The sequence below is a fragment of the Streptomyces sp. NPDC024698 genome (assembly GCF_055559015.1).
Genome location: NZ_JBVHLK010000015.1, coordinates 114,784 through 128,407 on the forward strand (window position 1 = coordinate 114,784; position 13,624 = coordinate 128,407).

The window sequence follows — 13,624 nt, forward strand, 5'->3', positions numbered from 1 at the left end:
CTCACGTTCGATTCCGGCTGCGGGTGTGCGGTGGCTTGGGGGTGGTTCCGGGCGCCGGGGTCACGCCTCCTTGGTCGTGCGGGGCACTCCGGCGATCCGGTACGCCTCGGCCTCCTCCAGCGTCTCGTTCGCGAGGAGCGCCTCTGCCAGGGCGTCCAGCTGTCCCCGGTGCTCACGGAGTTTCTGGCAGGCCTCCTCGTAGCACTCGTCGACGATGCGGCGCATCTCGTGGTCGATCGAGTCGAGGGTGCCCGGGGCGGCCGAGAGGCCGTAGGCCTGCTGGGCGTCGCCCGGCAGCGCGGACAGCCGGCCGACGCGTTCGCTCATGCCCCAGCGGGCCACCATGCCGCGGGCGAGGTTCGTGACCTGTTCCAGGTCGTTCTCCGAGCCCGTGGTGATGACGTCGTAGACGACGTGCTCGGCGGCCATGCCGCCGAGGGCGCCGATGATCCGGCCGCGCAGATACTCCTCGGTGTACGCGTACCGGTCCGCGTCCGGCGTCGAGAGGGTGACGCCCAGGGCACGTCCGCGCGGGACGATGGTGATCTTGCGGACCGGGTCGGCGCCCGGCCGCAGCATCCCGAGGAGGGCGTGGCCGCTCTCGTGGTACGCGGTGCGACGGCGCTCCTCGTACGGCATGACCAGGGAGCGTTCGGCGCCGAGCTGGACCTTTTCGAGCGCTTCGGAGAGGTCCCCCTGGGTCACCTCGGACTGCTTGCGCTTCACGGCGAGCAGGGCGGCCTCGTTGGCGAGGTTGGCGAGGTCGGCGCCGGTCATGCCCGGGGTCGTCCGGGCCACCTGGGTCAGGTTCACGTCCGGGGCGAGCGGGATGTCGCGGGTGTGGATCTCCAGGATCGCCTCGCGGCCGCCGCGGTCGGGGGGCGAGACGTTGACGACGCGGTCGAAGCGGCCGGGCCGGGTGAGCGCCGGGTCCAGGATGTCGGCGCGGTTGGTGGCGGCGATGACGATGACGCCCTCCGCGCCGGAGAAGCCGTCCATCTCGGTGAGGATCTGGTTGAGCGTCTGCTCGCGCTCGTCGTGGCCGCCCATGGCGGAGCCGCCCGACCGTGAGCGTCCGATGGTGTCGATCTCGTCGATGAAGATGATGGACGGGGCCACCTTGCGGGCCTCGGCGAACAGTTCGCGCACGCGCGAGGCGCCGACGCCCACGATCATCTCGATGAACTCGGAGGCGGAGGCGGAGAAGAAGGGGACGCCCGCCTCACCCGCGACGGCCCGGGCGAGGAGGGTCTTTCCGGTGCCGGGCGGGCCGGCCAGCAGCACCCCGCGCGGCATCTTGGCGCCCATCCTGCGGTAGGCGTCGGGGTTCTTGAGGAAGTCGACGACATCGTTGAGCTCGCCGGCCACCTCGTCGATGCCGGCCACGTCCGAGAACGTGGTGCGCTTGCCGCCGGGCACGAGTTCGACCGGTTTCGGGGGCGCCTTGCGGCCGAGCATGCCGCCCGCACCGCCCGCGCCGGAGCCCATGCGCCTGGCGATGAAGATCCACAGCACGACGAGCAGGATCATCGGGGCGAGCGAGATCAGCAGGTTGAACAGGAAGCTGCGTTCCTGGACGACCGGCGAGGCGGTCACGGTGACGTCGTGCTTCTGGAGGCTGTCCCACAGCTTGTCGTCCGCGAAGACCGGGCGCTGCGTCTTGAACTTGGTGTATTTCCCGCCGCCGTCGGGCTTCTCCTGGGAGTTCTTGAGCTGTCCCTGGATCGCGTCGCCCTTGGCGTAGATCTTGGTGACATTGCCGTCGTCGACCTGCCGACTGAACTCCGTGTACGAGATCGTCGGTTCGTTGCCCTTGTTGTAGAAGGACAGCACCAGGTTGGCGATCAGGAACACGATGAGCGCGGCCAGGGCCAGGCTCCACCATCCGCCGGGCAGCTTCCGCCGGCCGCCGGGCGGCGGGGTCGGCTCGGGTGGCGTGCCTTCGGTGCGCCACGGCTGGTCCGGTGCCTTGCGGGGCGGCACGGGATTGCTCATACAGGGACGTTACGACAGATGGCGGACACCGGCACCCGCGGTCGTGCCGCTGGGGGCGCCCCTCGGTGAGGGGCGCCCCCAGCGGGCGTCACGACGGTGTCCCCGTACGGGACGGGAGATCGTTCCCGGGCGTCAGCCCATGAACTTCTTGAACTCGTCCGGCAGCTCGAAGTCCTCCTGGGCGTTCTGCTGCGGGAGGCCGAAGGCGTTGCCGCCCTGGGCGCCGGCCTCGCGGCGGGCGGCCTCCTCTTCCTCCTGCTGCTTGCGCTTCATCGGGTTGCCCGAGCGCTGCTTGCCCTTGGCCTGCTTCGGCTTCTTCTTGGCGCGGCCGGGGCCGCCGCCCATGCCCGGCATCCCGGGCATGCCCGGCATCCCGCCGCCCTGGGCCATGCGGGACATCATCTTGCGGGCCTCGAAGAAGCGCTCGACCAGGCCCTTGACCGCGCTGACCTCGACGCCGGAACCCTTGGCGATACGGGCGCGGCGCGAGCCGTTGATGATCGTCGGGTCCCGGCGCTCGCCCGGGGTCATCGACTTGATGATCGCGCCGACGCGGTCGACGTCCCGCTCGTCCAGGTTGTTGATCTGGTCCTTGATCTGACCCATGCCCGGGAGCATGCCGAGCAGCTTGCTGATGCTGCCCATCTTCCGGACCTGCTCCATCTGGGCCAGGAAGTCGTCCAGGGTGAAGTCCTGGCCCTTCTTGGACGCCAGCTTGGAGGCCATCTTCTCGGCCTCTTCCTGGCTGAACGTCTTCTCCGCCTGCTCGATCAGGGTGAGGAGGTCACCCATGTCGAGGATGCGGGAAGCCATCCGGTCCGGGTGGAAGGCGTCGAAGTCGTCGAGCTTCTCGCCGTTCGAGGCGAACATGATCGGCTTGCCGGTGATCTGCCGGATCGACAGGGCGGCACCACCACGGGCGTCACCGTCGAGCTTGGAGAGCACCACGCCGTCGAAGCCGACGCCGTCGCTGAAGGCCTCGGCGGTGTTGACCGCGTCCTGGCCGATCATCGCGTCGACGACGAAGAGGATCTCGTCCGGGCTGACGGCGTCGCGGATGTCCGCGGCCTGCTGCATCAGCTCCTGGTCGATACCGAGGCGGCCGGCGGTGTCCACGATCACGATGTCGTGGACCTTGGTCTTGGCGAACTCGATGGAGTCCTTGGCGACCTTGACCGGGTCGCCGACGCCGTTGCCCGGCTCGGGGGCGTACACGGCGACGCCCGCGCGCTCGGCGACGACGCTGAGCTGGTTGACCGCGTTCGGACGCTGGAGGTCGGCGGCGACGAGGATCGGGGAGTGGCCCTGGTCCTTGAGCCACTTGCCGAGCTTTCCGGCGAGCGTGGTCTTGCCCGCGCCCTGGAGGCCCGCGAGCATGATCACGGTGGGCGGGTTCTTGGCGAACCGCAGACGGCGGGTCTCCCCGCCGAGGATCGTCACGAGCTCGTCGTTGACGATCTTCAGGACCTGCTGGGCGGGGTTGAGGGCCCTGGAGACCTCACTGCCCATGGCCCGTTCCTTGACGTTCTTGATGAACGTGCGGACGACGGGCAGGGCGACATCGGCTTCGAGGAGCGCGATGCGGATCTCGCGTGCCGTGGCGTCGATGTCCGCCTCACTGAGGCGCCCCTTGCCGCGGAGGTTTTTGAACGTCGCGCTGAGGCGGTCGGAGAGGGTATCGAACACGGTGGCTTCGGTCCTCGGAGTCGGGGTCGTTTCGGGCTGCCCTCCAGGGTATCTGTCCCCGCAAGCGATTCATCCCCGCACACCGCATTCCGGCGGCCGAGGACGAGGTCCGGGGCGGTGAAGAGCGCTCGGCACCCCTTCCCCACCCCTTCCCCGGCCGGGGTCCGCCGGCCGGAGGGCCCCCGGGGTCGCGGAGATCACATGTCACGCGGCGGGGCGGGCCCCGGGGCTCAGGTCCGCAGGGCCTCCTCCAGGGTGCGGGCCACCGAGGCGGCCTCCTCCCCCGGCAGGGGTTCCCCCTTCGTGCCCGTCACGTAGAAGGCGTCCACGGCGTTCGCGCCGAGCGTGGAGACGTGCATGCTCCGTACCCGCACCCGCGCCGTCTCCAGGGCGCGTCCGATGCGGTGCAGCAGGCCCGGGGCGTCATGGGCGCGGACCTCGATGACCGTGGCCAGGCGGGACGCCGCGGGGGCGACGGTGACGCGCGCGGGGGGCGCGACGACGCCACGGCGGCGCGGATAGGCGGCGTCGCGCTCGGCGAGGCGGGCGGTGATGTCCAGGGAGCCGTCGAGGGCGCGTACGAGGTCGGCGCGCAGCCGGGCCGCCTGCGGCAGGGAACCGTACTCGGCGGCGACCCGCCAGTTGAGCAGCAGGACCGAACCCTCGACGCCGTCGGGCAGGTCGAGGGCGCGCAGTTCCGCGGTGCGGACGGTCAGCCGGTGCATGGCGAGGACCCCGGCCACCGACGGGAGCACCCCCGGCTGGTCGGGGACGGCGATGAGGAGTTCCACGCCGAGCGGCTCCGGGTCGTCCGGGCCGGTGCCGGTCTCGGCCTCGGGGTCGAGGGGTTCGGTCTGGGCGCGCAGGGCCAGGACGGGTCCGCCGGTGCGGAACGCCTCGATCGCGAGGCGTTCCATCTCGGCGGTCGGCGCGGCGGCCTCGGGTTCCTCGGACGCGTCCCCCGCGAGCACCGCCGAGACCCGTTTGACCAGGTCGGCGACGAGGGAGCCGCGCCAGGACGACCAGGCGGCGGGCCCGGTGGCCAGCGCGTCCGCCTCGGTGAGGGCGTGCAGCAGTTCCAGGGTGCCCTGGGAGCCGACGGCCTCGGCGACCGAGCGGACGGTGGCCGGGTCCTCCAGGTCCCGCCGGGTCGCGGTGTCGACGAGCAGCAGATGGTGGCGTACGAGGGTGGCGAGCACCGCGGCGTCCACACGGTCGAAGCCGATCCGGGTGGCCACGTCGCGGGCGATGATCTCGCCGGCCACGGAGTGGTCGCCCGGCCAGCCCTTGCCGATGTCGTGGAGCAGGGCAGCGACCAGGAGGAGGTCGGGGCGGCCGACGCGGCGGGTCAGCTCGGAGGCGCGGACGGCCGTCTCGATGAGGTGGCGGTCGACGGTCCAGATGTGGACGGCGTTGCGCTGCGGCCGGCAGCGCACCCGCTCCCAGTCGGGCAGCAGCCGCGTGATCAGCCCTTCGGCCTCCAGCGCCTCCCAGACCCCGATGGTCGGCCGGCCCGAGCCGAGGAGGGTCACCAGCTGTTCGCGGGCCTCGGCGGGCCATGGGGTGGGCAGGGGGCGTACGGCGGCGGCCAGACGCCGTACGGCGTGCAGGGAAAGCGGGAGGTCCGCCTGCGCCGCCGCGGCGGCGGCACGCAGCGGGAGCACGGGGTCGCGTTCGGGCCGGGCGGCGCGGGCGAGCACGACCTCGCCGTCCTGTTCGACCACTCCCTCGGCGAGGGGGGAGCGTTCGGCGACGGGCTTGCCGCCGCCGAGCATGGCCCGCAGCCGCGGCCGCACCGCGCGCGAGCGCAGGACGCGTCCCACCTCGCGCCAGGTGACGTCGGACGCGTACGAGACGACGCGGGCGGCCTCGTACACCTGGCGCAGCAGGGTGTCGGCGTCCAGGAGTCCGAGTTCGGCGGCGACCTGGTCCTGTTCCTGGAGGGCGAGGCGGTCGGTGGCGCGGCCGGTGGCGAGGTGCAGGGCGTCACGGACGTCCAGGAGCCGGCGGCGGGCGTCGGCGAGGCCTTCGCGGGGTGCGTCGGCGAGCCAGGACGCGGCGACGGCGCGCAGCGCGGTGGCGTCGCGCAGTCCGCCGCGCGCCTCCTTCAGGTCGGGTTCGAGGAGGTACTGGAGTTCGCCCTGGCGTTCGCCGCGTTCCGCGCACAGTTCCTGGAGCTCGGGCAGGCGCTTGGGCGCCTGGTTGCGCCAGTCGGCGAGGACGGCGGTGCGCAGTCCCGCGGTGAGGCCGAGGTCCCCGGCGAGGTGGCGGGCGTCGAGGAGGCCGAGCTGGACCTTGAGGTCGTCGGAGGCGGTCTTGCGGGCCTCGGCCGGGGTGCGGACCGAGTGGTCGAGATCGAGGCCGAGGTCCCACACGGGGTACCAGAGGCGGTCGGCGAGGCCGGCGACGGCGCCGGAGTCGGAGCCGTCGTGCAGCAGGAGCAGGTCGAGATCGCTGCGGGGGGAGAGCTCACCGCGGCCGTAGCCGCCGACGGCGACGAGGGAGACCCCGCGCAGGCCCTCGGATCCGGCGGCGAACAGGCCGGTCAGCCAGTCGTCCGTCAGTTCCGCCAGGGCCGCACGGCGCGGCGGCCCGGACCGCGCCCCCTCCTGGAGGAGGCGCAGCCGGGCCGCCGCGTAGCCGCTGGGTCCCGAGTCCTCTGCTTCCACTCGCGTGTCCGTGCTCGTCACCCAGCGACTCCTGTCTTCCCTGTTCCTGCGGGCCGGTCCCGTCAGAGTGCGTCGGGGCCACGCTCGCCGGTGCGGACGCGGACGGCCGTCTCGACCGGTACGGACCACACCTTGCCGTCGCCGATCTTGCCGGTGCGGGCCGCCTTCACGACGACGTCGACGAGCTGTTCGGCGTCGTCGTCCTCGACCAGCACCTCGATGCGGATCTTGGGAACGAGGTCGACCGTGTACTCGGCGCCGCGGTACACCTCGGTGTGTCCCCGCTGCCGACCGTAGCCGCTCGCCTCGGTGACCGTCAGTCCGTGGACCCCGAAGGCCTGGAGTGCCTCCTTGATCTCGTCGAGCCGGTGAGGCTTGACGACGGCGGTGATGAGCTTCATGCGTCCACCTTCTTGGCGTCCGTGTCGGCCGGGGCGGGCACGGCGGTCCGGGCGGAGCCACCACCGGCGCCGCTGAAGTCGTATGCGGTCTCGGCGTGCTCGGCCTGGTCGATGCCGGCGATCTCCTCGTCCTCGGTGACCCGCATGCCGATGGTCTTGTCGATGACGAAGGCGAGGATCGCGGAGACGACCAGGGAGTAGCCGAGGACGGCGAAGACGCCGGCGCACTGCTTCCAGAACTGGGTCAGGCCGCCGCCGTAGAAGAGGCCCTCGACCGTGGACTGGCCGTGGCCGCTGGCGAAGAAGCCGATCAGCAGGGAGCCGATGACACCGCCGACGAGGTGGACACCGACGACGTCCAGGGAGTCGTCGTAGCCGAACCTGTACTTCAGGCCGACGGCCATGGCGCACAGGACACCGGCGATGGCACCGACCGCGATGGCGCCGAGCGGGGAGACCGCGCCGCCGGACGGGGTGATGGCGACCAGACCGGCGACCGCGCCGGAGGCGGCGCCCAGCGTGGTGAACGCGCCGTGCCGGATCTTCTCGTAGAGGAGCCAGGCCAGCATGGCGGCCGCGGTGGCGACCTGCGTGTTGACGAACATCAGCGCGCCGACGCCGTCGTCGTTGCCGAGCCAGGAGCCGGCGTTGAATCCGAACCAGCCGAACCACAGCAGACCGGAGCCGAGCATCACCAGCGGGAGGCTGTGCGGGCGCATCGGGTCCTTCTTGAAGCCGACGCGCTTGCCGATGACCAGGATCACGCCGAGTGCCGCGGCGCCCGCGTTGATGTGGACCGCCGTACCGCCGGCGAAGTCGATCACGCCGAGGTCGAAGGCCCAGCCGCCGGTGCCCCACACCCAGTGGGCGACCGGGAAGTAGACGAGCGTGGCCCACAGCGTGATGAAGATCGACCACGCGGTGAACTTCACCCGGTCCGCGAGAGCACCGCTTATCAGCGCGGGCGTGATGATCGCGAACATGAGCTGGAAGACCATGAAGACGAAGACCGGGATGGTGTATCCGGGCCAGAGTTCCGTCAGACCGATGTTGCTGAGGCCGACCCAGTCGGAGGTCCAGCCGATGAACGATCCCTTGTCCGTGCCGAAGGCGAGGGAGAAGCCGTACAGCACCCACAGGATGGTGATGATCCCCATGCTGATGAAGCTCATCATCAGCATGTTCAGGGTGCTCTTGACCCGGACCATGCCTCCGTAGAAGAAGGCGAGGCCCGGCGTCATGATGAGCACGAGGGCGGAAGCAATGAGCATGAAGCCTGTGTTCGCGGAGGACAGCTTGGGTGCCTCCGCGGCAAGCGTGATGGCTGGTGCCATCGGCGTCTCCTCGTCGTTGGTACGGCCCCGTGCGGGCGAAGCCTGGATGGGTCGTGAGGGGTGGGCCGGTTATGCGCCATGAGATTGACGCAGCGCCGTTTCCGTGGACGCCCCTCGATGTTTCGCACCCGTGACGAAGGCGCTCCGTGTGTTACACGTTCATGAACTGCCCCATTGCGGTCGAAACGATCGTTATCGTGACGCAATCTCCCGCGGGACGCCGACGGCGTCCGGGGCGGGTCCGGCCGGGGTTGCCGTACGGGTGGTCCCAGCGGTGGCCCGCCTCCCGCGCGGGAGCGGCGCCGGCCGGGGCCGCACGCAGCGGAACCGGCCACGGCGGGCCGTCCGATGACCTGGCATGGGGGAGCCGAGTCGGGCAGTTCGGGACGGCCGGCCGCAGCCGGGGTACTGGGCGGGGCCGCCTCGGCGGCCGGGGGTCAGACCGCCTCGGCGGTCTCGGGCAGGTCGACGGCGAGCTGCTCGGTGAGGTCGATGACCTCGGCGAGGTCGCCGAACTCGCGGACCGCGGTGTCGACCGTCTTTCGGATACGAGTGTTGACGCGCTCGGAGCGCACTTTCCTGCCGATCCTCAGGGCTTCTTTGGCCAGGACCGCACTCTGCTCGGGCTCACGCTGGAGAAGGTGCACGGTGGCCATGCCGATGAGGTTGAGCGCGTACGACCGCTGGTGCTCGGAGTCCTTGCCGAAGCGGTCGACCGCCTGCTGCATGAGGGGCTCGGCCATGGAGGCGTACGTGGGGCTGCGCCCGGCGACGTAGGCGAGGTCGCGGTAGGAGTGCGAGTTCTCGCCGTACAGCTCGGCCTTGGAGAAGAAACGGATCCAGTCGGGGTCCGGCTCGTCCCACTCGTGCACGTCGGTGAAGGTGTCCTCGGCCATGCGGACGGCCCGTTTGCACTTTCCGGGCTGGCCCATGTTGGCGTAGGCGCGGGCCTCCATCGCATACAGCATCGACTGGGTGCGCGGACCGGCGCAGTCACGGCTTCCGTACTGGGCGAGGTGGATCAGCTCCAGCGCGTCCTCGGGCCGCCCGAGGTGGATCATCTGACGGCTCATGCTGGAGAGGATGTACGAGCCGAGCGGCTTGTCACCCGCCTCCTTCGAGGCGTGCAGCGCGAGCACGAAGTACTTCTGGGCGGTGGGCTGGAGGCCCACGTCGTAGCTCATCCAGCCCGCCAGCTCGGCCAGTTCGGCGGCGACCTTGAACAGGCGCCTCTCGGTGGCGGCGGGCTGCGGCTCCTGGAGCAGGTCCGTCACCTCGTGCAGCTGGCCGACGACGGCCTTGCGGCGCAGTCCGCCACCGCACTGCGCGTCCCACTGACGGAACATCACGGTGGTGGACTCCAGGAGGTCCAGCTCCGGCTGGGAGAGCCTGCCGCCGCGGCGTGTGGAGGCCGGCGGTTCGGCCGGCTCGTACGCCGTCGGCGGGGTGGGCACGAGCCAGCGCTGCATGGGCTCGATGAGGGCCGGGCCCGCGGAGAGGCCGAGCGAGCTGCCGAGGAAGCCGCGCCGGGCCAGCATCAGGTCGCTGCGCGAGTACTCGCTGATCAGGGCGACGGTCTGGGGGCCGGTCCAGGGCAGGTCGATGCCGGACACGGAGGGTGCCTGGTGGGCCGCGCGCAGGCCGAGGTCCTCCACGGCCACGACACAGCCGAACCGCTCGGAGAACAGCTCGGAGAGGATCCGCGGGATCGGCTCGCGCGGGTTCTCCCCGTCCAGCCAGCGGCGCACCCGGGAGGTGTCGGTCGAGATGTGGTTGGCCCCCAACTGGCGGGCCCTGCGGTTCACCTGGCGCGCCAGCTCGCCCTTCGACCATCCGCTGCGCACGAACCACGAGCCGAGCAGCTCGTTCGGGCGCTTGTCAGCGTTCGCCCCGCCTCCGCCGTTGCCGCCCACTGGAACGCCCCCACTCCCCGAGACCACTTGTCGCCGCTCTGCGTCAAGCCCTATCAGAATGCCCGTAAACGCGGCCGCGCGTCCGGTAGTTCTCACCCTTCGAACGGGAACCCGTCTTGCCCTTGGCATACTCGCGAGTAAACAAAACCCCAGGGCTCGTGCACACAAAGTAATCCTACGATCACGCGTCCAGCCATGGCGATCGATGAATCGCCACCATTCGCCACCCCTTCGAATGAACTCCAGTCGCCCTGCTCGCGATTCACTTGACACAGAACGACCAAGGGTGGGCGGACAGGCGCACTTCAGGGCGCACCGAGCCGGGCGCACCACCCCATACGCAACAGGGCGCCGTCTGGATCGCGCGATACCGGACAGGCAGGAACAGAGGGTGACAATCCGGTTCCGTGACGTAACCACGGGCGCATCGAACCCGTTGGAGGGGGCATGGGCTTCACGATCGGCAGTAGTCGGGCGATGCGCGACATCCGGACCGGTGCTCGTCGCCGCGGCCGTTCGTCGGAGGGCACCGCGGTCGCCGCGTTCACCGGACTGTGGGGATGGGACGTGGTCCCGGGTGCCCGAGCCGCCGCGGGGGCGTGCTCGTGCGGCCGGGCCGACTGCCACGCTCCGGGTGCGCATCCCCTCTCCTTCGCCCCGGTGATCCCGGCGGGCACGACGCTGGACGAGGCGACCGGCGCCTGGGCCGGCTTCCCGGGCGCGGCGGTGATGCTGCCGGTCGGCCGGGCCTTCGACGTCATCGAGGTGGCCGAGCCGGCGGGGCGCCGCGCGCTCGTCCGGCTGGAGCGCATGGGCCTGCCGCTCGGACCCGTCACGGCCGGCCCGGACGGCCGCGCCCAGTTCTTCGTCTCCCCCGGTTCCGCCGCCGAACTCCCCGAGCTGCTCTACCGCCTGGGCTGGGACGACGCCTCCCTCGACCTGCACGGCCTGGGCCCGGGCACGTTCATCACCGCCCCGCCCTCCGACCGCGCGGGGCTCGGCCCGGTCCGCTGGCTGCGCTCCCCCGTCCTCGACTCCGTCACGAAGCCGCCGCCGGCCAGGCTGCTGCTGGGCACCCTCGCCTACGTGGCGTACCGCTCACGGGCCTGAGCACCGCGAACAGGCGGCCCGTACAGGACGAAGCGCCCGTCCCCCGGCAGTGCCGTGGGGCGGGCGCTTCTTCGCGCACCTACGCGTTCGCGTGGGTGGTCACTCTCCGATAAGGGCGTCAACGAACGCCTCCGGCTCGAACGGCGCCAGGTCGTCCGCGCCCTCGCCGAGCCCGATGAGCTTGACCGGGACGCCGAGCTCGCGCTGTACCGCGACGACGATGCCGCCCTTCGCCGTGCCGTCGAGCTTGGTGAGCACGATGCCGGTGATCTTCACGACCTCGGCGAACACCCGGGCCTGCACCAGACCGTTCTGGCCGGTGGTCGCGTCGAGGACGAGCAGCACCTCGTCGAGCGGGGCGTGCTTCTCCACGACGCGCTTGACCTTGCCGAGCTCGTCCATGAGGCCGGTCTTGGTGTGGAGCCGGCCCGCGGTGTCGATGAGGACGACGTCCGCGCCCTCCTCGATGCCCTCCTTGACCGCGTCGAACGCGATCGAGGCCGGGTCGCCGCCCTCGGGACCGCGGACGGTGCGGGCGCCCACGCGCTCGCCCCAGGTCTGGAGCTGGTCGGCGGCGGCGGCGCGGAAGGTGTCGGCCGCGCCGAGGACGACGGTCTTGCCGTCGGCGACGAGCACGCGCGCGAGCTTGCCGGTGGTGGTGGTCTTGCCGGTGCCGTTGACGCCGACGACCATCACGATGCCCGGGGTGCCGAGGTTCGAGTCGGTCTTGACCGCGCGGTCGAACTCCGGGACGAGCAGCTGGATCAGCTCCTCGCGCAGCAGGCCGCGCAGTTCGTCCGGCGTCCGTGTGCCGAGCACCTTCACGCGCTCGCGCAGCCGCTCGACCAGTTCCTGGGTGGGCCGCACACCGACGTCGGCGACGAGCAGCGTGTCCTCGATCTCCTCCCAGGTGTCGTCGTCCAGGTGCTCGCGCGAGAGCAGCGTGAGCAGTCCCTTGCCGAGCGCGTTCTGCGAGCGCGAGAGCCGGGTGCGCAGGCGGACCAGCCGCCCGGCGGTCGGTTCCGGGATCTCGATCTGGGGGGCGGCGGCCGGGGGTTCCTCGACGACGACCGACGGGGCGGCCGAGCCGTCGGGGAGATCCACCTCCTCCAGGGTGCGGCGCGGTTCGTCGCGCGGCGTCTCGGCCTCTTCGCCGACGTGCGGTTCGGCCGGAGGGGCGGTGATGTCGGGGGCGGCGGGGGGCGGCGGGGGCAGCTGCTTCCGCTTGCGACTGCCGACGACGAGCCCACCGAGCGCGCCGATCACCACCACGGCGATGACTACAGCAAGGATGATGGTTTCCATAACGCCCTCAGTATCCGCCATCGCCGGTGCGGGAAGCTTTTTCCCCGCGCAGGGGAAGGCTTGTAGTTTCGTACGAACACCGGAGCTCCCGGCCGGCCCGCGTGCGTCCGCGGCTATGGCGACCTGACGATCCGTCAGCTACCGTCCCCCTCCACATACGAAGGGGGGCTCCCCATGCCCGTGACGGTCGTGCGCTTCAACCTCGTCGAACCCGACGCCACCCCCGCCTCGCTCAGCGCCCGCTACCGAGCCGCCGTCGAGATGGCCGCGTACGCCGACGCCCGCGGGGTCACCACGGTGCAGACCGAGGAGCACCACGGCGCCGCCAACAACTGGCTGCCCTCGCCCTTCGCGTTCGCGGGGGCGGTCTTCGGGGCGACCCGGAGTGTCGCGGTCACCGTCTCGGCGGTCATCGGCCCGCTGCACGACCCGCTGCGCCTGGCCGAGGACATCGCCGTGCTCGACCTGCTCAGCGGCGGCCGCCTGGTGACCGTGGCCGGCATCGGCTACCGCCCCGAGGAGTACGCGCAGTTCGACGTGGACTGGAAACGGCGCGGCGCGCTCCAGGACGAGCTCCTGGAGACGCTGCTGAAGGCGTGGACCGGCGAGGAGTTCACCTACCGGGGCCGTACGGTACGGGTCACCCCGCGTCCGTTCTCGGACCCGCATCCCCTGCTGCTGGTGGGCGGCTCCTCCAAGCTCGCGGCCCGGCGTGCCGCCCGGCTCGGCCTGCCCTTCTTCCCGAGCGCGCACCTGCCCGAGCTGGAGGCCTACTACAAGGAGCGGCTCATCGAGTACGGCACCGAGGGCTGGACCATGATGCCCGCCGCCGAGACGCCGCTGCTGCACATCGCCGAGGATCCCGACCGGGCCTGGGCCGAGTACGGCCGCCACTTCCTGCACGAGGCACGGACGTACGCCTCCTGGCAGTCCGGCGAGATCCGTTCGGCCGTGAAGTCGGCGGCCACGACGGTCGACGAGCTGCGTGCCGAGGGGGTCTACCGCGTCCTCACCCCCGGCCAGTGCGTGGAGCTGGGCCTGGACAGCCTCGTCCTGCATCCGCTGTCCGGAGGCATGCCCCTGGACGAGGGCTGGCGGAGCCTTCGGCTGTTCTGCGACAGCGTGCTGCCCCGGCTCGTATGACCTGAAGGTCCGAACCGGGGCAGCACGCCCTCTTCACGAGTACGAGGAGAGGGGCAGCGGGGACTTGG

General features: G+C 71.3%; 9 protein-coding genes. 2 read left to right on the forward strand and 7 right to left on the reverse strand.

From position 1 onward, the window contains the following. Window positions 1-60 precede the first annotated feature (60 nt). From ftsH to nsdA, 6 genes are all read right to left on the reverse strand, one after another. Window positions 61-1,995, reverse strand: coding sequence for an ATP-dependent zinc metalloprotease FtsH (gene ftsH / locus ACZ4AA_RS27705; RefSeq protein ID WP_467608663.1), 1,935 nt, complete (start codon window positions 1,993-1,995; stop codon window positions 61-63). Window positions 1,996-2,127: 132 nt separating this feature from the next. Further along, window positions 2,128-3,681: a signal recognition particle protein gene (gene ffh / locus ACZ4AA_RS27710; RefSeq protein WP_467608666.1), complete on the reverse strand. Its 1,554-nt coding sequence runs from the start codon at window positions 3,679-3,681 to the stop codon at window positions 2,128-2,130. Between the two features lie 230 nt (window positions 3,682-3,911). Further along, complete coding sequence (locus tag ACZ4AA_RS27715) at window positions 3,912-6,371, reverse strand: [protein-PII] uridylyltransferase (protein WP_467608668.1); 2,460 nt, start codon at window positions 6,369-6,371, stop codon at window positions 3,912-3,914. A 41-nt stretch (window positions 6,372-6,412) separates the two neighbouring features. Then, entirely contained in the window at window positions 6,413-6,751 is a 339-nt protein-coding gene (locus ACZ4AA_RS27720) for a P-II family nitrogen regulator (protein WP_215118299.1), read from the reverse strand. Further along, window positions 6,748-8,085 (reverse strand): ammonium transporter, encoded by a 1,338-nt coding sequence (locus ACZ4AA_RS27725; protein WP_467608677.1) that lies wholly within the window; start codon window positions 8,083-8,085, stop codon window positions 6,748-6,750. Before ACZ4AA_RS27725 ends, ACZ4AA_RS27720 begins: the two co-directional genes overlap by 4 nt. Window positions 8,086-8,522: 437 nt before the next feature. Further along, window positions 8,523-9,998, reverse strand: coding sequence for a transcriptional repressor NsdA (gene nsdA, locus ACZ4AA_RS27730; protein WP_467608682.1), 1,476 nt, complete (start codon window positions 9,996-9,998; stop codon window positions 8,523-8,525). Between the two features lie 447 nt (window positions 9,999-10,445). On the opposite strand from nsdA, the gene ACZ4AA_RS27735 reads away from it, so the two are divergent. Continuing rightward, window positions 10,446-11,108 (forward strand): bifunctional DNA primase/polymerase, encoded by a 663-nt coding sequence (locus ACZ4AA_RS27735; protein WP_467608685.1) that lies wholly within the window; start codon window positions 10,446-10,448, stop codon window positions 11,106-11,108. A 99-nt stretch (window positions 11,109-11,207) separates the two neighbouring features. Here ACZ4AA_RS27735 and ftsY read toward each other — a convergent pair whose 3' ends face one another. After that, window positions 11,208-12,413, reverse strand: a complete 1,206-nt coding sequence (gene ftsY / locus ACZ4AA_RS27740) for a signal recognition particle-docking protein FtsY (RefSeq protein WP_467608688.1) — start codon at window positions 12,411-12,413, stop codon at window positions 11,208-11,210. Between the two features lie 174 nt (window positions 12,414-12,587). Between ftsY and ACZ4AA_RS27745 the strand changes: the two genes are divergently transcribed. After that, window positions 12,588-13,556: an LLM class flavin-dependent oxidoreductase gene (locus tag ACZ4AA_RS27745; protein WP_467608692.1), complete on the forward strand. Its 969-nt coding sequence runs from the start codon at window positions 12,588-12,590 to the stop codon at window positions 13,554-13,556. Window positions 13,557-13,624: the final 68 nt, after the last annotated feature.